General features: G+C 67.5%; 25 protein-coding genes and 1 tRNA gene. 19 read left to right on the top strand and 7 right to left on the bottom strand.

Annotated elements, in window-relative coordinates; genetic code table 11:
- Positions 1-42: 42 nt before the first annotated feature.
- Positions 43-1917 carry an MFS transporter gene (locus tag ACQVBX_RS14075; RefSeq protein WP_431634872.1) on the top strand — a complete coding sequence of 625 codons (1875 nt, stop codon included), beginning with the start codon at positions 43-45 and terminating at the stop codon, positions 1915-1917.
- An 88-nt stretch (positions 1918-2005) separates the two neighbouring features.
- On the opposite strand, the gene ACQVBX_RS14070 is transcribed toward ACQVBX_RS14075, so the two are convergent.
- The 6 genes from ACQVBX_RS14070 to ACQVBX_RS14045 form a co-directional block, all read right to left on the bottom strand.
- A complete protein-coding gene (locus ACQVBX_RS14070; RefSeq protein WP_431634871.1) occupies positions 2006-2875 on the bottom strand; it encodes a beta-lactamase induction protein in 870 nt (289 codons plus the stop codon).
- Between the two features lie 44 nt (positions 2876-2919).
- A complete protein-coding gene (nudC, locus tag ACQVBX_RS14065) occupies positions 2920-3885 on the bottom strand; it encodes an NAD(+) diphosphatase (protein WP_431634870.1) in 966 nt (321 codons plus the stop codon).
- Between the two features lie 17 nt (positions 3886-3902).
- Positions 3903-4271 (bottom strand): iron-sulfur cluster insertion protein ErpA, encoded by a 369-nt coding sequence (gene erpA, locus ACQVBX_RS14060; RefSeq protein WP_423257470.1) that lies wholly within the window; start codon positions 4269-4271, stop codon positions 3903-3905.
- Positions 4272-4319: 48 nt separating this feature from the next.
- The gene (locus ACQVBX_RS14055) at positions 4320-4763 is read right to left on the bottom strand and encodes a bactofilin family protein (protein ID WP_431634868.1); all 444 of its coding nucleotides are present in this window, start codon (positions 4761-4763) and stop codon (positions 4320-4322) included.
- The gene (locus ACQVBX_RS14050) at positions 4750-5505 is read right to left on the bottom strand and encodes a DUF6776 family protein (protein ID WP_431634866.1); all 756 of its coding nucleotides are present in this window, start codon (positions 5503-5505) and stop codon (positions 4750-4752) included. The genes ACQVBX_RS14055 and ACQVBX_RS14050 overlap by 14 nt, the downstream gene beginning before the upstream one ends.
- 172 nt (positions 5506-5677) lie before the next feature.
- Positions 5678-6220, bottom strand: coding sequence for an RNA pyrophosphohydrolase (locus ACQVBX_RS14045; RefSeq protein ID WP_431634865.1), 543 nt, complete (start codon positions 6218-6220; stop codon positions 5678-5680).
- A 178-nt stretch (positions 6221-6398) separates the two neighbouring features.
- Between ACQVBX_RS14045 and ACQVBX_RS14040 the strand changes: the two genes are divergently transcribed.
- The 13 genes from ACQVBX_RS14040 to glmU all read left to right on the top strand — a co-directional run bounded on the left by ACQVBX_RS14040 (position 6399) and on the right by glmU (position 16417).
- Positions 6399-6475, top strand: a tRNA-Met gene (locus ACQVBX_RS14040).
- A gap of 58 nt (positions 6476-6533) precedes the next feature.
- Positions 6534-6896 (top strand): 6-carboxytetrahydropterin synthase QueD, encoded by a 363-nt coding sequence (gene queD, locus ACQVBX_RS14035; RefSeq protein WP_431634864.1) that lies wholly within the window; start codon positions 6534-6536, stop codon positions 6894-6896.
- Positions 6897-7048: 152 nt separating this feature from the next.
- Positions 7049-7441 (top strand): phasin family protein, encoded by a 393-nt coding sequence (locus ACQVBX_RS14030; protein ID WP_431634863.1) that lies wholly within the window; start codon positions 7049-7051, stop codon positions 7439-7441.
- Positions 7442-7633: 192 nt separating this feature from the next.
- Entirely contained in the window at positions 7634-7999 is a 366-nt protein-coding gene (locus ACQVBX_RS14025) for an ATP synthase subunit I (RefSeq protein WP_431634862.1), read from the top strand.
- Between the two features lie 3 nt (positions 8000-8002).
- Positions 8003-8836, top strand: coding sequence for a F0F1 ATP synthase subunit A (atpB, locus tag ACQVBX_RS14020; RefSeq protein ID WP_431634861.1), 834 nt, complete (start codon positions 8003-8005; stop codon positions 8834-8836).
- A 60-nt stretch (positions 8837-8896) separates the two neighbouring features.
- Entirely contained in the window at positions 8897-9184 is a 288-nt protein-coding gene (atpE, locus tag ACQVBX_RS14015) for a F0F1 ATP synthase subunit C (protein WP_431634859.1), read from the top strand.
- 81 nt (positions 9185-9265) lie between these two features.
- Positions 9266-9736 carry a F0F1 ATP synthase subunit B gene (locus tag ACQVBX_RS14010; RefSeq protein ID WP_431634856.1) on the top strand — a complete coding sequence of 157 codons (471 nt, stop codon included), beginning with the start codon at positions 9266-9268 and terminating at the stop codon, positions 9734-9736.
- Between the two features lie 3 nt (positions 9737-9739).
- Positions 9740-10273: a F0F1 ATP synthase subunit delta gene (locus tag ACQVBX_RS14005; RefSeq protein ID WP_431634855.1), complete on the top strand. Its 534-nt coding sequence runs from the start codon at positions 9740-9742 to the stop codon at positions 10271-10273.
- 60 nt (positions 10274-10333) lie between these two features.
- A complete protein-coding gene (atpA, locus tag ACQVBX_RS14000; RefSeq protein WP_431634853.1) occupies positions 10334-11884 on the top strand; it encodes a F0F1 ATP synthase subunit alpha in 1551 nt (516 codons plus the stop codon).
- A gap of 88 nt (positions 11885-11972) precedes the next feature.
- Positions 11973-12890 carry a F0F1 ATP synthase subunit gamma gene (gene atpG, locus ACQVBX_RS13995; protein WP_431634852.1) on the top strand — a complete coding sequence of 306 codons (918 nt, stop codon included), beginning with the start codon at positions 11973-11975 and terminating at the stop codon, positions 12888-12890.
- Positions 12891-13021: 131 nt separating this feature from the next.
- Entirely contained in the window at positions 13022-14434 is a 1413-nt protein-coding gene (gene atpD / locus ACQVBX_RS13990) for a F0F1 ATP synthase subunit beta (protein ID WP_431634849.1), read from the top strand.
- Positions 14435-14487: 53 nt separating this feature from the next.
- Positions 14488-14916, top strand: coding sequence for a F0F1 ATP synthase subunit epsilon (locus ACQVBX_RS13985; protein WP_431634848.1), 429 nt, complete (start codon positions 14488-14490; stop codon positions 14914-14916).
- A 133-nt stretch (positions 14917-15049) separates the two neighbouring features.
- Positions 15050-16417: a bifunctional UDP-N-acetylglucosamine diphosphorylase/glucosamine-1-phosphate N-acetyltransferase GlmU gene (glmU, locus tag ACQVBX_RS13980; protein ID WP_431634846.1), complete on the top strand. Its 1368-nt coding sequence runs from the start codon at positions 15050-15052 to the stop codon at positions 16415-16417.
- A gap of 48 nt (positions 16418-16465) precedes the next feature.
- Here glmU and ACQVBX_RS13975 read toward each other — a convergent pair whose 3' ends face one another.
- Entirely contained in the window at positions 16466-17458 is a 993-nt protein-coding gene (locus ACQVBX_RS13975; RefSeq protein WP_431634845.1) for a pteridine-dependent deoxygenase, read from the bottom strand.
- Positions 17459-17549: 91 nt separating this feature from the next.
- Between ACQVBX_RS13975 and ACQVBX_RS13970 the strand changes: the two genes are divergently transcribed.
- The 5 genes from ACQVBX_RS13970 to ACQVBX_RS13950 all read left to right on the top strand — a co-directional run bounded on the left by ACQVBX_RS13970 (position 17550) and on the right by ACQVBX_RS13950 (position 20390).
- Positions 17550-17819, top strand: coding sequence for a phosphopantetheine-binding protein (locus ACQVBX_RS13970; RefSeq protein ID WP_431634843.1), 270 nt, complete (start codon positions 17550-17552; stop codon positions 17817-17819).
- Between the two features lie 85 nt (positions 17820-17904).
- Positions 17905-18579 carry a xanthomonadin biosynthesis protein gene (locus ACQVBX_RS13965; protein WP_431634842.1) on the top strand — a complete coding sequence of 225 codons (675 nt, stop codon included), beginning with the start codon at positions 17905-17907 and terminating at the stop codon, positions 18577-18579.
- Positions 18576-18875, top strand: a complete 300-nt coding sequence (locus ACQVBX_RS13960; protein WP_431634841.1) for a hydroxymyristoyl-ACP dehydratase — start codon at positions 18576-18578, stop codon at positions 18873-18875. The genes ACQVBX_RS13965 and ACQVBX_RS13960 overlap by 4 nt, the downstream gene beginning before the upstream one ends.
- Entirely contained in the window at positions 18872-19825 is a 954-nt protein-coding gene (locus tag ACQVBX_RS13955; protein WP_431634840.1) for an acyltransferase, read from the top strand. Before ACQVBX_RS13960 ends, ACQVBX_RS13955 begins: the two co-directional genes overlap by 4 nt.
- Positions 19749-20390, top strand: coding sequence for a LolA-related protein (locus ACQVBX_RS13950; protein WP_431634839.1), 642 nt, complete (start codon positions 19749-19751; stop codon positions 20388-20390). Before ACQVBX_RS13955 ends, ACQVBX_RS13950 begins: the two co-directional genes overlap by 77 nt.
- Positions 20391-20392: the final 2 nt, after the last annotated feature.

The raw sequence follows: 20392 nt of genomic DNA, 5'->3' as shown, positions 1-20392 counted from the left end.
TTCACGCTAGGCTAGGCGCCGGCGTTTTCCCACGGGACCTGCATGAGCCAATTCACCCTGCTCGGCCGCCGGCGCTTCGCGCCGTTCTTCTGGACCCAGGCGCTGGGCGCGTTCAACGACAGTGCGTTCCGCAATGCGATGGTGATGCTGGCGGCCGTGCAGATGGGGCTGCCGGACCGCGAGGTGTCGCTGTACACCAACCTCGCGCCGGCGCTGTTCATCCTGCCGTACTTCCTGTTCTCGGCCACCGCCGGCCAGCTGGCGGAGAAGTTCGAGAAGACCCGCATCATCCGCTACGTGAAGCTGTTCGAGATTGCCGCGATGGCGCTGGCCGCGTGGGGTTTCCACACGCACAACCTGCCGCTGCTGCTGAGCGTGCTGTTCATGATGGGCGTGCATTCGACGGTGTTCGGGCCGATCAAGTACGCGATCCTGCCGCAGGCGCTCAAGCACACTGAGCTGGTCGGCGGCAACGGCATGGTGGAGATGGGCACGCAGCTGGCGATCCTGATCGGCATGGTCGCCGGCAATTCGCTGATGCTGCTGGCCGGCATCGGGCCGTGGGCAGCGGCGGTTGCCACGCTCGCCGTGGCGCTGGTCGGCTACGCCTGCAGCCGCGCCATTCCGCCCGCGCCGGCCACCGCGCCGCACCTGGTGTTCAACCCCAACCCGGTCACCGAGACCGTGCGCGTGCTCGGCATCACGCGCGCGGACCGCGCGGTGTTCAACGCGGTGCTGGGCATCTCCTGGTTCTGGTTCTTCGGCACCATGCTCACCGCGCAGCTGCCGCTGTATGCCAAGCACAACCTCGGCGGCGACGGCAGCGTGCTGACCCTGGTGCTCACGCTGTTTTCGCTGGGCACCGGCGTCGGTTCGCTGCTGTGCGAGCGGATGTCGGGCAAGCGGGTGGAGATCGGCCTGGTGCCGCTGGGCGCGTTCGGGCTCACCGCGTTCGGCGTGGATCTGTATCTGGCGCGCCCGGGCGCGGCGGCGCAGATGGGCTTGCACTGGCAGGCGTTCCTGGCCGCGGCGGGCAGCTGGCGCATCGTGCTCGACCTCACCCTGATCGGCGTGTTCGCCGGCTTCTACGTGGTGCCGCTGTTCGCCTTCGTACAGGCGCGCACGCCGCGCGATCGGCTCTCGCGGGTGATCGCCGGCAACAACATCCTCAACGCGCTGTTCATCGTGGTCGCGTCGGTCGCCGGTCTGGCGTTGAGCCGGGCGGGGCTGGGGTCGGCGCAGATCTTCCTGGTCGCCGCGCTGCTCAACGTGCTGGTGGCGGTCTACATCTTCACCCTGGTGCCCGAGTTCCTGATGCGGTTCATCACCTGGGTGCTGGTGAACACGCTCTACCGTGTGCGCGTGGACGGCATGCGGCACGTGCCGGAGGAGGGTCCGGCGCTGCTGGTGTGCAACCACGTAAGCTTCATGGATCCGCTGCTGCTGATGGCGCACCTGCGCCGGCCCGCGCGCTTCGTCATGTACTACCGAATCTTCAACATCCCGCTGCTGAAGTTCGTGTTCCGCACCGCCAAGGCGATTCCCATCGCGGGCCAGAAGGAGGATCCGGCGGTGCTCGCCGCGGCCTACGAGGCAATCGATGCGGCGCTCGCCGATGGCGAGCTCGTGTGCATCTTTCCCGAGGGCGGGCTCACCCGTGACGGCGCCATCGCGGCGTTCCGTCCGGGCATGGAGAAGATTCTCGCGCGCCGCCCGGTGCCGGTGGTGCCGATGGCGCTGCGTGGGCTGTGGGGCAGCGTGTGGAGCCGGCGCGATTCGATGATGGGGCGCTCGCGCCTGCCGCGGCGATTCCGTGCGCGGGTGGAGCTGGTGGTGGATGCGCCGATTGCGCCGGATCAGGCGACCGCGTCGGTGCTGGAGACGCGCGTGCGCGAACTGCGCGGCGACCTCGCGTAGGAGCCCGCTTGCGGGCGATGCTTTTCGCTTCGAATCGATATCAAAGCCAACAGCATCGCCCGCGAGCGGGCTCCTACGTGAGGCGGGTTCAGGCCAGCCAGCTGCCCATGACCACCAGCGCGACTACGCTCATCCAGGCCACCAGCGCACGCAGGAAGGCGCTGCGCATGCGCACCAACTCCAGCAGCGGATCGCTGCGCTCCTCCACGTAGCCATCGCCGGCCTCGATCTCCACGTCGATGTCGGCGCAGGCGGCCGCGGCGAGAAAGCGGGGCTCCTCGCGATGCCAGTGGCCGTCACCGGCCTGCTGGCGCCAGCGGTTCCATGCGGCCATCACTGCATCCCAGTGGCCGACCACCGCCAGCGTGAACACCAGCAACTGCGCCGGTACCCAATCCAAGGCGTTGGCCGTGCGCCGCGCTGCCTCACGGCTGGCGCTATCGAGCAGCAGGGTGTCGTCGCGACCCAGCGACTGCACCAGCCGGTAGCCCAGCGCGCCCGCCGGCCCGAGCACGAAGAACCACAGCAGCGCACCGAAGCGCCGACGCAGCGCGGCATAGGCGATCGCCTCGCCCAACCCGTGGGCGCTCCACGTCACACGCTCGCCGCCATCGGCCAGCTGTTGCGCGGCCGCCTCGCGGCTGGGGCGGTCGGGTGCGGCGAGGATCGTCTCGAGATCCGCCTCGAACGCGCGCGGGCCGAAGCAGAACAGCAGCACCAGCACGTCGAGCGCGAGCAGCGCCAGGTCACCCAGGAACGCGTGGTGCAGTGCCGTTGCCAGCAGCAGGCACAGCACCACCGGTACGCCCGCCACCACCAGCACGCGCACGGCGCCGTGCAGATCGCCCAGTGCAGCCACCCAGCGGCGCTGCAGGCCGTCGACATGCCAGCGCGCCAGCTGCGGCAGCAGATGGAGCAGGCCCAGGGCGACCAGGGCTGCGAGCAGGCGGATGGCCATGCGGAAACTCCAGGAACAGGAGTCCGTATTGTAAGCGAGCAAACTCAGCGCGCGCGGGCGATCAGCTCGTCCAGCGAGATCCCGGCGCGCTCGTGCAGCCAGTGCGCCAGCAGCCGGTAGGACACCGACAATTTCGGCGGCGTGGCGAAACTGCCGTCGGCCAGGCCCGAGGCGATCTCCTGCGGGGTAAACCAGCGGGCGTCTTCCAGCTCGCCGTCCCGCAGGCGGATCGCGCGGTCGTGCGCGGTGGCGGTGAAGCCGATCATCAGCGAAGCGGGCAGCGGCCACGGCTGCGAGGAGTGGTAGTGCACTTCGTCGACACGCACACCGGCCTCTTCGGCGACCTCGCGGCGCACGGCGTCCTCCAGCGACTCGCCGGGCTCGACGAAACCGGCGAGCGTGGAATAGCGCCCCGCGGGCCAGCCTGCCTGGCGGCCGAGCAGGCAGGCGCCCTCGTGCTCGACGATCACGATGATCGCCGCGTCGGTGCGCGGGAAATGCAGCTTGCCGCAGTCGCTGCCGGTGCACTGCGCGCGATGGCCCGAGGCGACCAGCGCCACGCGCGCCCCGCAGGCCGTGCAATGGCGCATCTCGCGCTGCCAGTGCGCCAGCCCCTTGGCATAGGCGAACAGTGCGGCCTCGTGGGCGTCCAGCTGCAGACCGGCCTGGCGCAGGTGGATGCGCCGCGCGCCGAGCGCCTCTTCGAGCGCCGCCGCCTCGGCGGCACCGCGTCCGGTCGCATCCAGCCGCACCAGGAAGTAGGCGTGGTTCTCGTCGGTACCCAGGAACGTGGGCTCGGCATCCGGCAACCAGCGGGTGCGCTCGTCGGCGCCAAGCCAGCGCAGCGATTCGGCGCCACGCTGCACGTAGGCGAGGTCTTCGCCATCCAGCACGAGGAAGCGTGCCGTGGTGTCACCGGCACGGGCATCGATCCAGTCGCGCTCGTCGCGGCGTTCCGCGGTGCGGTCGAGGCGGAGGCTGAGGCCGCTGAAAGTGTTCTGTTGCTGCACGCCCGTGCGGGTCCGGCTCAGGTGGAGAAGGAGGAGCCGCAGCCGCAGGTGGTCTTGGCGTTCGGATTGCGGATCACGAACTGCGAGCCGGAGAGGTTTTCGGCGTAGTCGATCTCCGCGCCGCCCAGATACTGCAGCGACAGCGGATCGACCAGCAGCGTGACGCCCTCGCGCTCAAGCGCGAGATCGTCCTCGGCGCGCGTCTCGTCGAAGGTGAAGCCGTACTGGAAGCCCGAGCAACCGCCACCGGTGATGTACACGCGCAGCTTGAGCTCGGGATTGCCCTCTTCCTGGATCAGCTCGTGCACCTTGCGTGCTGCGGCGTCGGTGAACACGAGCGGCGCCTGCGCGCTGCGGTAATCGGGAAAGGCGACGATGGTTTCCATGACGGCTACATATGAGGTGGCTAACGCCTGACCTCAAGCATAGCGCGTTCAGGCCGACGCCGACTCCGCCTCGGCCGCGGCGGGCGTATTGGCGAGCGCTTTCGGGGCGGTCAGTTCGCGGGCCACCTCCGCGCCCACGTGAACCATGCGGCCGTTCACCTGGGCCCCGGCGGCCATCTCCAGCAGGCGGTAGTGCACGTCGCCGGAAATGCACGCCTGTGCCGCCAGCTCGAGCCGGGCGTCGCTGAGCACGTTGCCGTCGATACGGCCGTTGACCACCGCGTGCGGCACGCGGATTTCCCCGATCACCTGGCCGTGATCGCTCACGGTCAGCACGGCGTCCTCGGCCTCAGCGATCACGGCGCCTTCGATGCACCCATCCAGATGCAGCGCCCCGGTGAAGTGCACGTCGCCGCGGATGATGGTGCCGCGGGCAATCAGGCTGGTGTCGTGGCTGGGCGAGTCACGGCCTGCGCGTTTACGGTTGAGCATCGTTGTCCCCTTGGGCATGGGTGATGTTGCCATTGAGCGCGTCGGCCCACGCCACCGTGCGGTCGGCGGCAGTGCCGCTGCCAGGCATGGCGTGGATGCGCAGTCGGGTGGGCCGGAAGTCGGCCGGAAGCACGAACGTGGCGTGCAGCTGCTGGAAATACTTGAAGGAGAACGGCAGGCCGTCCTTCTGCGCCGCGTCGCCCAGGGCATTCCAGTCCAGCTGCTCGACCTTGTCGCCACGCAGGCCTTCCACGGTGACCGTGGCTTTGCCGCTGGTCTGGTCGCCGCGACGCACGTTCTGGGTGAGGCTGAGCGTGAGATCCCACGCATGGGATTGCGGCACCGCCTGGACGCGAACTTCCTGCACGCGCAGGCCCTGTCGCTGGCCGTCGCCTCCGACCAGGCGCGAATAGAAGCCCAGGTCGGCGCGCAGGCCGCTGATCTGCTCCTCGCGCTCGGTCAACGTGTCCTGCAGCGAGCGCATGGCGACATCGTTGACCTGCTGCGATCGCTGCAGCCCGGCCACCTGCTGCTTGAGCTGCTCGTTCTCCGCCTGCAGCTGCTTGAGCGCCACACGATTGTTGTGCACCAGCGGTACCGGCGCCTCGGGCAGCCACAGTGCCACCGCGGCAACCACCACCAGGCTCAGCGGCCAGGCTACGATCAGCAGCAGGCGACGCCGGCGCCGGCTGGCCGTGTCATGCGTCTGCACGACGAAGCGCGGTGGTGGGCGAGGTGGCATGCGACCCCTCCAGGCAAAGAGGGAACGTATAGCCGTCCCGTGACGGAAGCGTCAAGGAACAGGGCGCGAATCTGCCAAGAGATCCTCAGCGCATCGCCCAGCGGCCGATCAGCCCGAGCGCTTGGGTCAACCGACGTTTACAGCGGCGGGCCGACGGCGGGCCGCCGGGTGCTCAGGCCGCTTCGCGTCCCTTGGAGCCGCCGTGTTCGCGCGGCGGCGGTGCGCCGACCTGCAGGCTAAGCAGCCCTTCGACCAGCGGTGCGAACTGACGCAGCGCCCGCTCGTACACCTGGCGCTTGAAGTTCACCACATGGGCCGCCGGATACCAGAAATCGACCCAGCGCCACAGGTCGAACTCGGGCTTCTCGCAGGCATCGAGCTTCAGCGCGTCCTCACCGCCCACCAGCCGCAGCAGGAACCACACCTGCTTCTGCCCGATGCAGGTGGGGCGCTGGTGGTGGCGAACGTAGCGATGCGGCAGCCGGTAGCGCAGCCAGCCGCGCGTGGCGCCGATCACTTCGACGTGCTCGGGCGACAGGCCGGTTTCTTCCTGCAGCTCGCGATACATCGCCTCAAGCGGAGTTTCGTCGCTGCGCATGCCACCTTGCGGAAACTGCCATCCATCGCGGTTGACGCGACGCGCCCAGAACAGTCGGCCATCGCCATTCAACAGCACGATGCCCACGTTCGGACGATAGCCATCAACATCGATCATGTCGTCTCCTGGAGAAGTCCGGAGTCTGCCGCTGCAAGGCGCGCGGGGCCGGTACTTCCGTGGACGATTCAACCATAGCGGCCAAACAGGCAGCAAGCCGAGACTTGAACCGCGCCAGCCCCGCCAGTACACTGCCGCGCCCCGCTGGACGGAACCGGTCAGCGGCGCGTCAGATCATGGCTATGTAGCTCAGCTGGTTAGAGCACAGCACTCATAATGCTGGGGTCGGTGGTTCGAGTCCACCCATAGCCACCATTCGCCCCGCCGACGTTTCCGCGCCACGCGCGGGCTTCTCTGATTTCGGCGAGACGATATGCATATCTTCAAGGTGTTCCAGCTCGAGGCGGCTCACCGCCTGCCCAACGTGCCTGCCGGGCACAAGTGCGCGCGCCTGCACGGGCACTCGTTCCGCATCGAAATCCACGTGGAGGGCGAGCCCGATCCGACGCTGGGCTGGGTGATGGACTTCGCCGACGTCAAGGCGGCGTTCGCGCCGCTCTACGAGCAGCTGGACCATCACTACTTGAACGACATCGAGGGACTCGAGAATCCGACCAGCGAGATGCTGGCGCGCTGGATCTGGCAGCGTCTCGCGCCGCGTTTGCCGGGCCTGGATCGGGTGGTGGTGCACGAGACCTGCACCTCGGGCGCAGAGTGCTCGGCGCGCAGTTTTTGACGCAGTGCACCGGTGTGGCAGTGTTGTCATGTAACTGAAAGGCATGACTTTTGGCTAAACGCCAAGCGCGGAAACAAAAAATATATTGCACTGCAACATGGTCTTTGGTAAGGTGGCTCCACTACCAGCCACCCCATCGAGGGGAGATCGCCATGAATCAGCAGTTCACCAACCATGCGTTTGCCTACGCCAAGCAGTTCTCCGATAGCGCCTTCAAGGCCCAGTCGCTGGCTCTGAAGGGTTTCGAGGCCGTTGCCGGCCTGCAGTTCAAGGCACTCGAGAAGCAGGCCCAGGCCTCTGCCGAGTTCCTCGCCGAGGCGATGGAGGCCCGTGACGTCGACGGCTTCCGATCGCTCTGGGAAAAGGGCGCCACGCTGAGCCGCGACAACGCCGAGCGCGCCGTCGCCGTCAGCCAGGAGATCTTCGCCGTGTCGCAGAAGACCGCCGAGTCGCTCGGCGCGATCCTGCAGGAGCAGCAGCAGGCCGCCAACGAGGCGGTGAGCGCTCCGGTGCAGGCGGCGTCCAAGAAGGCCTCCAGCAAGTAATCGCGGGTAACGCGTCACAAGGAAGGCCGGGTCCATGGACCCGGCCTTTTTTGTGCCCGGACTGCGACAACTTTGACCGCCATCGGCTTGTCGCTGCAAACCGCCGCCTGTTACAATTCCAGAGCTTGGACCGTGCCCCACCAACCTGACGGACCGGTGCCGCTGACACAGCGAAACCGTGGGGGATGTCACGTGCTCAACAGCTTAGCCTCGGGTCGACGTCTTGCTGCGCGCGTGATTGCGCTGCAGCTGGTTGTCGCCACCGCCTTGGGTGCAGTCTTTCTGTGGCAAGGGCCGCGTTCAGCGCTTGCTGCGTTCGGTGGGGGTGCGATCGTGGCGCTGGGCACTGCCCTGCTGGCCTGGCGCACCTTCGCCGGCTGGAGTGCCGGCGGTCTGGCGATGGGGCGTCTGCTGTCGGGCATGGTGCTGAAGTGGATGGTTATCATCGTGGGACTGGTCACCATCCTGGGTCAATACAAACTGCCGCCACTGGCCGCTTTGACAGGGCTGGTGGCTGCCTACGCGATAAATCTGCTGGCGTTTCGATTCAAGGGTTGAGGCATGGCTACCGAGCCGCAAGGCGGTCTAACCGAATACATCCAGCACCATCTGCATCACAACACGGTGCAGCTGGGCGACAGTCCGTTCATGAGCATCCACCTCGATTCGCTGGTGGTGTCGTTTGTGCTGGGCGTGCTGTTCTGCCTGTGGTTCTGGCTGAAGGCACGCAAGGCGACCTCGGGCGTGCCGTCCAAGGGGCAGGCGTTCGTCGAGCTGATCGTGGAGTTCGTCGACACCCAGGTGAAGGACACCTTCCACGGCGACCGCCGCACGGTGACGCCGCTGGCGCTGTCGATCTTCATGTGGGTCACCTTCATGAACACGATGGACCTGCTGCCGCTCGACGCGCCGGGGATGGCCGTCAAGACCATGGGCGGCGCGGAGATGGCGCACCACACCTTCTTCCGCTGGGTGCCCACGGCCGATATCAACACCACTATCGGCCTAGCGCTGTGCGTGTTCTTCATCGTGATCGGTCACGGCATGAAGGCCAAGGGCACGTTGGGCTTCGGCAAGGAGCTGGTGACGGCGCCGTTCCACGCGCACAACCCCATCGTCAAGCTGGTCTTGGTGCCCGCCAACCTCGGCCTCAACGTCATCGAATACCTGTCTAAGCCGGTGTCGCTGGCCATGCGACTGTTCGGCAATATGTACGGCGGCGAGCTGGTCTTCATGCTGATCGCCGGACTGTTCGCGGGCTGGATCAGCTTCCTCCCCGGCGTGCTGTTCAACACGGCGTGGGCGATCTTCCACATCCTGATCATCCTGCTCCAGGCGTTCATTTTCATGATGCTCACCATCGTGTACATCGCGACGGCGCACGAGCATCACTGACGCTTTTCCGCTTTCCACAGTTCGTTTCGTCTTTACCTTTACGATTCACAGGAGAACACCATGAACCTCGCTGAACTCATTTCCCATGTGCAGGGCCAGACCGCGATCGCCATCGGCATCATCATCGGCCTCGGCGCGCTCGGTGCCTGTCTGGGCATCGCGATCATGGGTTCGAAGTTCCTTGAGTCCGCTGCCCGTCAGCCGGAGCTGGTTCCGCTGCTGCAGGGCCGCATGTTCCTGCTCGCCGGCCTGATCGACGCGGCGTTCATCATCGGCTTGGCCGTGGCGCTGCTGTTCGCCTTCTCGAACCCGCTGACCGCCCAGGTCATCCAAAACTTCGCGAAGTAACAGTCCCCCGTTGATGATCGCCGTGGCTTCATGCCGCGGCGGTCAGGCGGCCCCCCGCGTTACGGAGTCAACGGAAAGCTCATGGATATCAATCTGACTTTCCTGGGCCAGATGGTGTCGTTCGCCATCCTGGTCTGGTTCACCACCAAGTTCATCTGGCCGCAACTCAACGCGGCCATCGAAGAGCGCCAGAAGAAGGTCGCCGAAGGCCTGGCGGCTGCCGAGCGCGCGCGCGCCGAATTGAAGGACGCCGACGCCAAGGCGGCGGTCGAAATCAAGCAGGCGCGTCAGCAGGCGGCCGAGATCGTCGAGCGTGCCCAGCAGCAGGCCAACCAGATTGTCGACAAGGCTCGCGCCGAGGCGCTGGTCGAGGCGGCACGCGTGAAGGCCGCGGCGACGGAAGAAGTCGCCAGCATGCAGCAGCGCGCCCGCGAAGAGCTGCGTGGTTGGGTCGGTCGCCTGGCGGTCCAGGGCGCCGAGAAGATCGTCCAGCGCGAGATCGACGCATCGGCGCACAAGGCCATGCTCGACCAGCTCGCTGCCGAGATCTGATCCATGAGCCAAGCCATCACTCTCGCTCGACCCTACGCACGCGCTGCCTTCGAGGTGGCGCGTGCGGCTGGCGACACCGGCACGTGGTCGCACGCGCTGGCGCTCGCCGCCATGGTCGCCAACGACGCACGGGTGAGCGATCTGGCCGGTGATCCGCGGGTGCAGCCGGCGCAGCTGGTTGCCCTGCATCTGCCGCGCGACATGGCGGCAGACGCACCGTTCGGCCGTTTCCTGGCCGAGCTGGCCGAGCACCGCCGACTGGCGTTGCTGCCGGAAATCGCTGCCCTGTACGAGACCTACAAGCGCGAAGCCGAGTCGCAGCTGCTGGTGAAGGTGACCAGCGCGATGGCTCTGGACGCTGCGCAGACGGAACAACTGAAGGCTTCGCTGAAGCGCCGCTTCAAGCGCGAGATCGAACTGGAAACCCAGGTCGACGCCTCGCTGCTGGCGGGCGTGGTGATCGACACCGGTAGCGAAGTGATCGATGGCTCGGCGCGCGGTCGTCTCGACCGGCTCGCCAGCGCCCTCACGCACTGACACACGTTTCAAAAATCATCGGGTGCCGTTGACTCGGCGCGAACCCAAGGATAACGACCTATGTCCAGCACCACTCTCAACCCGTCCGAGATCAGTGAGCTGATCAAGAGCCGCATCGAGCAGTTCAAGCTCGGCGCGGAGGCTCGCAACGAGGGCACCATCATCAGCGTGTCCGACGGCATCGTGCGCATCCACGGTCTGGCGGACGTGATGCAGGGCGAAATGATCGAGCTGCCGGGCAGCGCGTATGCCCTGGCGCTCAACCTCGAGCGCGACTCCGTCGGCGCCGTGGTGCTGGGTGAGTACCAGCACCTGCGCGAGGGCGACACCGCCAAGACCACCGGTCGCATCCTCGAGGTGCCGGTCGGTCCGGAGCTGCTCGGCCGCGTCGTCGACGCACTGGGCAACCCGATCGATGGCAAGGGTCCGCTCAACGCCAAGATCAATGCGCCGATCGAGAAGGTTGCGCCGGGCGTGATCTGGCGCAAGTCGGTCGACCAGCCGCTGCAGACCGGCTACAAGTCGGTCGACGCGATGATCCCGGTCGGCCGCGGTCAGCGCGAGCTGATCATCGGCGACCGCCAGACCGGCAAGACCGCGCTGGCGATCGACGCGATCATCGCGCAGAAGGATTCGGGCATTAAGTGCATCTACGTCGCGATCGGCCAGAAGCGCTCGTCGATCGCCAACGTGGTGCGCAAGCTGGAAGAGAACGGCGCGCTGGCCAACACCATCATCGTGGTGGCCTCGGCCTCCGAGTCGGCCGCGCTGCAGTACGTGGCGCCGTATTCGGGCTGCGCGATGGGCGAGTACTTCCGCGACCGCGGCGAAGACGCGCTGATCGTGTACGACGACCTGTCCAAGCAGGCCGTAGCCTACCGCCAGATCTCGCTGCTGCTGAAGCGCCCGCCGGGTCGCGAGGCCTACCCGGGCGACGTGTTCTATCTCCACTCGCGTCTGCTCGAGCGCGCCGCGCGCGTGTCGGAGGAGTACGTGGAGAAGTTCACCAACGGCGAAGTGAAGGGCAAGACCGGCTCGCTCACCGCGCTGCCGATCATCGAGACCCAGGGCGGCGACGTGTCGGCATTCGTGCCGACCAACGTGATCTCGATCACCGACGGCCAGATCTTCCTGGAAACCGACCTGTTCAACGCCGGCATCCGTCCGGCCGTGAACGCCGGTATCTCGGTATCGCGCGTGGGCGGTGCCGCGCAGACCAAGATCGTCAAGAAGCTGTCCGGCGGCGTGAAGCTCGCCCTGGCGCAGTACCGTGAGCTGGCCGCGTTCGCGCAGTTCGCCTCGGACCTCGATCCGGCCACCCGCGCCCAGCTGGACCGCGGCCAGCGCGTGACCGAGCTGATGAAGCAGGCGCAGTACGCGCCGCTGTCGATCGCCGAGCTGGCGCTGTCGGTGTATGCGGCCGAGAAGGGCTACCTCGACGACCTGTCGGTGAACAAGGTGCTGGCGTTCGAAAAGGGCCTGCACGCGTTCTTCCACCAGAACCACGGCGAGCTGATGAAGAAGCTGGTCGCCACCGGTGACTGGAACGGCGAGATCGAGGGCACCTTCAAGGCCGGCCTGGACGAGTACAAGAAGACCGGCAGCTGGTAACCAGCAGCCTGCGCGGCGGTTGCCCGGCAACTGCCGCGTTCTCCGGTGACGCACCGGGATCGCAATAACCCACAAGGTTGAGGCAAACGTGGCAAGCGGACGCGAAATCAAAACCAAGATCAAGAGCACGCAGAACATGCGCAAGGTGACGCGTGCGCTGGAGATGGTCTCGGCCTCGAAGATCCGCCGCGCGCAGGACCTGATGAAGGCCTCGCGTCCCTACGCCCGGCAGATGCGCAAGGTGATCGCGCACGTGGCCCAGGCCAGCACCGACGTCGCCCATCCGTTCCTGGTGGAGCGCGAGAAGGTGGCGCGGGTGGGTTACATCGTCGTCAGCACCGATCGCGGTCTGTGCGGTGGCCTGAACTCCAACCTGTTCCGCCGCCTGCTGCCGGCGATCCGCGAGTGGCAGGATCAGGGTGTCGAGGTCGACGTCGTCGCAATCGGCCAGAAGGCGGTGCAGTTCTTCCGCCGGCTGAAGGGCGTGAACCTGGTCGGCAGCGTCACCCATCTCGGCGAGAAGCCCAAGCTCGAACAGCTGGTGGGCGTGATCAAGGTGGTGCTGGACGCCTACACCGACGGCAAGCTCGATCGCGTCGTCCTGGCGTACAACGACTTCGTCAACACCATGACGCAGAAGCCGACGCTGGACGCGCTGCTGCCGCTGCCGGTGGTCGCCGCCGAGCTGGAAGCGCACCAGGCGGCGGGCGAGTCGGCCTACGCCGGCATCAAGCTCGAACAGACGCACGACTGGGACTACATCTACGAGCCCGACGCGGCCACGGTGCTGGTCCACGTGCTGAACCGCTACATCGAGTCGGTGGTGTACCAGGCGGTGCTGGAGAACCTCGCCAGCGAGCACGCCGCGCGCATGGTCGCCATGAAGAGCGCGTCGGACAACGCCAACAAGGTGATCGGCGAACTCACGCTGATCTACAACAAGGCGCGTCAGGCGGCGATCACTCAGGAAATCTCGGAAATCGTCGGCGGCGCCGCGGCTGTATAAGTGCAGGCATCCCTGCCTGCAAGAGCAGATCAAGAGCGTCCATCCATGGACGCACTATTCAAAAGAGCTGGCGACTGTTACCGGGCGCCGTGGTTTGACCAGACACTGAAAGATCCATTCGGAGCACACCCATGAGCCAGGGCAAAGTTGTACAGATCATCGGCGCGGTCATCGACGTGGAGTTCGCACGCGATCAGGTGCCGCAGGTTTACGACGCGCTGAAGATCGACGGCACCGACATCACGCTGGAAGTGCAGCAGGTGCTCGGCGACGGCATCGTGCGCACCATCGCGCTCGGTTCGACCGACGGCCTCAAGCGCGGCCTCGTGGCCCGCAACACCGGGGAAGGCATCAAGGTGCCGGTCGGCAAGGCCACCCTCGGCCGCATCATGGACGTGCTCGGCAACCCGATCGACGAAGCCGGCCCGGTCGGTGAGCAGGATCGCTGGGTGATTCACCGCGAGGCGCCGAGCTACGCCGACCAGGCGGCCGCGACCGACCTGCTGGAAACCGGCATCAAGGTAATCGACCTGATCTGCCCGTTCGCCAAGGGCGGCAAGGTCGGCCTGTTCGGCGGCGCCGGCGTGGGCAAGACCGTGAACATGATGGAGCTGATCAACAACATCGCCAAGGCGCACTCGGGTCTGTCCGTGTTCGCCGGCGTGGGCGAGCGTACCCGCGAGGGCAACGACTTCTACCACGAGATGAAGGACTCCAACGTGCTCGACAAGGTGGCCATGGTGTACGGCCAGATGAACGAGCCGCCGGGCAACCGTCTGCGCGTGGCGCTGACCGGCCTGACCATGGCCGAGTACTTCCGCGACGAGAAGGACGAGACCGGCAAGGGCAAGGACGTGCTGCTGTTCGTCGACAACATCTACCGCTACACCCTGGCCGGTACCGAGGTGTCCGCACTGCTCGGCCGTATGCCGTCGGCGGTGGGCTACCAGCCGACCCTGGCCGAGGAAATGGGCGTGCTGCAGGAGCGCATCACCTCGACCAAGACCGGCTCGATCACCTCGATCCAGGCCGTGTACGTGCCCGCGGACGACCTGACCGACCCGTCGCCGGCCACCACCTTCGCCCACCTGGACGCGACCGTGGTGCTGAGCCGCAACATCGCCTCGCTGGGTATCTATCCGGCCGTGGATCCGCTCGATTCCACCAGCCGCCAGCTCGACCCGAACGTGATCGGCCAGGAGCACTACGACGTCGCCCGCCGTGTGCAGGGCACGCTGCAGCGCTACAAGGAGCTCAAGGACATCATCGCGATCCTGGGCATGGACGAGCTGTCCGAAGAGGACAAGCAGGCCGTGGCCCGCGCGCGCAAGTGCGAGCGCTTCTTCTCGCAGCCGTTCCACGTGGCCGAGGTGTTCACCGGCTCGCCGGGCAAGTACGTGTCGCTGAAGGAAACCATCCGCGGCTTCAAGATGATCGTCGACGGCGACGTGGACCACCTGCCGGAGCAGGCGTTCTACATGGTCGGCGGCATCGACGAGGCGATCAAGAAGGCCGAGGAGATGGGCGCCAAGAAGGCCGCCTGATCCCACGGGGCGGGTAAATCCGCCCCCAGCCTTACGCATCCGGAAGATCATCCATGACCCACACCATCCGCGTCGACGTCGTCAGTGCCGAAGCCGAGATCTACTCGGGCGAGGCGACGATGGTTGTTGCCACCGGCGAGCTGGGCGAGCTGGGCATCACCCCGCGCCACGCGCCGCTGATCACCCGCCTCAAGCCTGGCAAGGTCGTCGTGACCGAAGCCAGCGGCGAGAAGGTGGACATCTCCATCACCGGCGGCGGCATCCTCGAAGTGCAGCCCCAGGTGGTCACCGTGCTGGCCGACAGCGCGATCCGCTCGGCGGACATCGATGAGGCGGCGGCGATCGAGGCCAAGCGTCAGGCCGAGGAAGCGCTGGCCAACCGCACCGACGCGATGGAGATCGCCGAGGCGCAAGCCAAGCTGGCCGAGGCGATCACCCAGCTGCAGGCGCTGGAGCGCCTGCGCCGCACGCTCAAGCACTGAGCTGACTCTATTGGAGTCCCTGCAAACGCCGGCCTCGTGCCGGCGTTTTTGCATCTGTCCGCCATTGCGTCGGCGCGGGCCCGGGCCGGCCCGCTGATATTCTTGCGCATCGTTTCGCTCCCACTGGTGTTCCATGGAAGACTCCGCCCTGCACGTCATCGTCCTCGCCGCCGGCGAGGGCAAGCGCATGAAATCCCGGCGCGCCAAGGTGCTGATGCCGCTGGCCGGTCGGCCGCTGCTCGGCCATGTGCTGGCGGCCGCGCGCACCTTGCATCCGGCGGCGATCCACGTGGTCTACGGCCACTGCGGTGATCAGGTGCAGGGCGCGTTTGCCGACCAGCCGGACCTCGACTGGGTAGAGCAGACCGAGCGCCTGGGTACCGGTCACGCCGTCGGCTACGCACTGGCACGAGTGCCGGACGGCGCGCGGGTACTGGTGCTCTACGGTGACGTGCCGCTGACCCGGCCGCAGACGCTGCAGGCCCTGGTCGCCACGCCGGACAAGCTCGCCCTGCTCACGACGCGGCTGGCCGATCCGTTCGGCTACGGTCGCGTGCTGTGCAACGAAGGAAAGGTACAGGCCGTGGTAGAGGAGAAGGACGCCGATGCCGCGCAGCGCACGGTCACCCTGATCAACACCGGCATCCTCGCCGCCGATGCCACCGACCTGCGCCGCTGGATCGGTCGGCTCGACCGCAACAATGCGCAGGGCGAGTACTACCTCACGGACATCTTCGCGATGGCGGCGGCTGAAGGCACCCCGGCGCGTTCGGTGGAATGCGCCGACCCGGTGGAAGCCGCCGGCGCCAACAATCCGCTGCAACTGGCCGAACTCGAAGCGCAGTATCGCCAGCGTCGAGCCCATGAGCTGATGCTGGCGGGCGTGCGCCTGGCCGATCCGGCGCGCTTCGACGCGCGCGGCAGCGTCGTGGCGGGCAGCGACGTGGAGATCGATGTCGACGTGATTCTCGAGGGCGAGGTAATGCTGGGCGACGACGTGCGCGTGGGTGCCTTCACCCGCCTGCGCGACGTGCGCCTCGCCGCCGGCACCGTGGTGCTTCCCCACTGCGATCTGGATGGCGTGGTCACGCACGGGCCCTGCACGATCGGTCCGTTCGCGCGTCTGCGCCCCGGCACGGAGCTGGCTGGCGGTGTGCACGTGGGCAACTTCGTCGAGATCAAGAAGGCGACGCTGGGCGCCGGCAGCAAGGCCAACCACCTCAGCTACATCGGCGATGCGCAGATCGGCGCCGGCGTGAACATTGGCGCCGGCACCATCACCTGCAACTACGACGGCGTGAACAAGCACCTCACGCGCATCGACGACGGCGCGTTCATCGGCTCCAACAGCGCGCTGGTGGCGCCGGTGCGTATCGGCGCCGGCGCGACCATCGGTGCCGGTTCGGTGATCACCAAGGATGCGCCGGACGGTGAGCTCACCGTGGCGCGAGGCCGGCAGCAGACGTTGGCTGGCTGGCAGCGCCCGACCAAGCAAAAGTAGTCCGCAGCGCGATCAGACAGGCCCACCGTGACGCCTGCTTGGCGGGCGTTACGCGTAACGCCAGCCGTCGATCTCCACCAGCAACTCGCTGCGACAGATGTCGCCGTGCAGCAGCAGCGCCGGCACGCCCGGCAGGCGCTGGCGGAAGAAGTCGCGCACTGCGCGGGCATCGGCGGGGTGGCGCACGTAGGCCTTGAGCGGCGAATGCGTATCGAAGCCGGCCGGCATATCGGCGCTGGAGAGCAGCGCTTCCAGATTCGCCAGCGTTTCTTCCAGCTGCGCCTGCAGGTCGTCGTGATGCGCCGAGGCGTGGCCGATCACCGCCGCGGTGCCGGAAATGGCCAGTGCGTCGCTGCCGGGCAGGCGCATCGCCCGCGCGAAACTTGGCGGCGTGGGGCCGTACTGCCGCGGGTAGCGCCATGCGCTCACCTGACGCGGATTCTCCACGCGCAGACCCGGTTGCGTACTGGCCAGCAGGTAGACCTGCAGCAGCGGTCGGCGATCGAGGTGGCCGATGGCGGTGGCGGCGGGAAAGCCTTCGCCGAAGGCGTTCCCCATGCCGCGCGCGCGGCCGTTGCAGAAGCGCTTGTAGCGCTCGGCATCGCCCTCGCCATCGTTGATCGCGGTGAGGTAGTTCCACACCCGCAGCACATGCTGCTCGGGCTGCTCGGCGACGAATCCGGCCAGCGCGCGGTAGGCGCGTTCGGCGGTGGATTCCACGTCGCCGTTCTCGGTCTCGTCGAGGCTGATCGAGGCGAACAGCCAGCCGCCGCCACGCGACCAGTGAATGGCCCCGGCGTGCCCAGCCACTACCTCGCCCTCGACCGTCCAGCACTCCAGCGGCGCGGGGGCGTCGAACGGCTCCAGGGCGAGCGCGAGCCAGCGCGGATCGTCCGCCTCGGCCCGGCCGGCGCCAAACCCGATCACCGCCAGCATGCCCGGTTCGGCCAGGGCTGCGGCGGCCTCCATGTTGCGATACGACACCTGCGGCGCGCGGCGATGGGCTGCCTGCGACGCCACCATTTCACATCCCTGAACCATGCGATCTACCGAGAACGACAAGGGCCCCATGGTACACTCCACGCCCACTGCCACCGGGGGGAGGCAATGATTTTGGGGTACGGAAACGAGCATGGCAGAGCAGACCGCTGCACAACACGAACTGGCCATCCTGGTCATCGAGAGCCTCAACCTGGAGGCCGTCACCCCCGAACAGATCGATCCGGATGCGCCGCTCTTTGGCGGCGAGCTGGGGCTCGATTCCATCGACGCGCTGGAGATCTCGCTGGCCGTGTCCAAGCGCTACGGGTTCCAGCTGCGCTCGGACAATCCGGACAACCGCCGCATTTTCTCCAGCCTGCGCGCGCTGTCGGACCACATCGAGCAGCATCGCGCGGGCTGAGTCCGCGCCGGCCGCCGCGGCATCAGGCCGGTCCGGCCCGCAGTGCTCACCGCCAGGACGGTCTGCGTGCATGAGTGATGGTGTGATGCCAGTGCGATACCTGCCGCTGCGGCGCGTCACCCTCGCGCTGCTGCCGCTGTATCCGGTGTTGGCGATCGGTGGCGCGGTGACCCACCGCCCGGCGCTCGCGCTGGCCGCCTTGCTGCTGCTGGTCACGTTGTGGATGCTGCCGCGCCTGCTCGCTGGCGCCGCGCGCGCATGGCTCGGCTGGGGTGCGGCGATACTGGTGATGCTCGGCATGGCCTCGATCGGCCTGGCCGGTGGCCTGCTCGATGCCGTTCCCCTGATCATTCTTGCCGGGCTGGCGCTGTGGTTCGGCAGCACGCTGCGCGCCGGGCGCGAGCCGCGTGTGGCGCGCTTCATCGGCGTGCTCGAGGGCGAGACGCAACTGGCACAGCCCGGCGTCGCCCGCTACGCACGCGGCGTCACCGTGTTCTGGACGGCTCTGCTTACGCTGCAGGCGCTGGTGCTGGCCGGCCTGCTCGCCCACCGGCTGCTGCTGGTCGGCCCGCTGCCGCCTTGGGCGCTGATCTACCAGCACGTGGGCGGTTACCTGCTGATCCCGCTGGCGTTCGGCATGGAGTACGCGTTCCGCCGCTGGCACCTGCGCCACATCCACCACAGCGGGCTGCGCGCCCAGGCCCTGCAGATGATGCAGCGCTGGCCCCAATTGCTGCACGACACGGACCGTCATCCATGAGCGTCGCCTACCAGACCACCTTCTCGATCCCGCCGACGCACCCCGCCCTGCCGGGACATTTCCCCGGCTATCCGCTGGTGCCCGGGGTAGTGCTGCTGGAGCAGGTCGCGCTCGCGCTGCGGGCATGGCGCGACCAGCGCCTGCAGCGCGTGGCCGAAGCCAAGTTCGTCGCGCCGCTGTTTCCCGGCGAGCTGGCCGAGCTCACCCTGAGCGACGCCGGTGCCCGCGCCCGTTTCGAGATTCGTCGCGGCAGCGAGCTGCTGGCCCGGGGCCTGATCGAGGGAGCCGGCGCATGAGCGGGCACTGGCAGAGTCGGCCCGAGGGCGGTGGACGCTTCGCGCTGTGGCTGATCCGCTCCATCGCGCTGCTGTGCGGCCGCCGCTGCGCACGCGCGTTCCTGTACCCGATCACCGCCTATTTCTATCTGCGTCGCGCGCCCGAGCGGCGGGCCTCGCATCAGTACCTCAGCCGCGTGCTGGGACGGCCGGCGACCCGTCGCGAGGTGTTCCGCCACCTGCACTGCTTCGCCGCGATCACCATGGATCGCGTGTATCTGCTTGCCTATGGCGACCGTGCGTTCGAGATCGAGACGCAGGGGCTGGACCTGCTCGATGCACAGATCGCCAACGGCCGCGGCGTGCTGCTGCTGGGTTCGCACCATGGCAGTTTCGAAGCGCTGCGGGCGATCGGCGCACGCCGACCCGACGTACCGCTGCGCGTGGTGCTGGACAAGCAGAAGACCCCGGCGATGACCGAGCTGCTCGAGGCGCTCGCGCCGGAGGTGGGCGCCAGCGTGATCGACGCCTCGCAGGACGGCACCTCGATCACCCTGGCGCTGGCCGAAGCCTGCCAGCGCGGCGCCATGGTCGCCCTGCTGGCCGATCGCGGTCGCGACCACGAGACCCTGCGCCATGCGCCGTTCCTCGGCCGGCCGGCACCGTTCCCGGTCGGCCCGTGGCTGCTCGCGCACGCGCTGCAGGTGCCGGTGATGCTGTGCTTCGGCCTGTACCTGGGCGGCAAGCGCTATCGGCTGGTGTTCGAGCCGGTGGCCGAACGGGTCGTGATCCCGCGCAACCAGCGCGGCCCGGCGCTGGATGCGCTCATCGCCCATTACGCCGCGCGGCTCGACCATTACGCCCATCTCGCTCCCTACAACTGGTTCAACTTCTATGATTTCTGGCAGCAAGATCTGCGCGCTCCTGCTGAGCCTGAGCCTGCCGTCGTGGGCCAGCGCGTCAGCGTCTGACGCGCAGGCGCTGATCGCCTCGCTCGGCCGCCCCGCGCCCGCCCGCACGGCGTTCGCCGAGGCGCGCTTCATGAAGGTGCTCGACCGCCCGCTGGTGGTCTCCGGCGAGCTGGCCTGGCTAGGAGGGGACCGCCTGCAGCGCACCGTCACCGCACCGCGCGCCGAGCGCTTCACCATTGCCGCGGGCGAAGTCACGCAGGAACGCGCGGGCCGCTCGCCGCGACATTTCTCGCTCAAGCACGCGCCGCAACTGCAGGGACTGCTCGACAGCTTTGTCGCCTTGCTCAGTGGCGATCCGGGCCGCCTCGCCGAGGCGTTCCAGATCGAGCGCAGCGGTGATGATGCCGCCCGCTGGGCGCTCACCCTGACCCCGCGCGATGCGCGCGTGGCGAAGAAGGTGGCCAGCATCCGCATCGATGGCCAAGCGAACGAACCGCGCTGCATGGTGATGCAGGAGGCCGACGGCGACGTGGCGATCGACCTGCTCGGTCCGCTCGCCGCGAAGATGCCCGCTGCGCCCACCCGCGACGCGCTCGTGGCGCTGTGCCAGCAGCCGGCGTCTTGAGC

The organism is Dyella thailandensis (genome assembly GCF_050749815.1).
In the GTDB taxonomy this organism is placed as follows: Bacteria; Pseudomonadota; Gammaproteobacteria; order Xanthomonadales; family Rhodanobacteraceae; genus Dyella_A.
The sequence above is the reverse complement of the archived record's forward strand: the minus strand, read 5'-3'. Positions and strand labels throughout refer to the sequence as shown.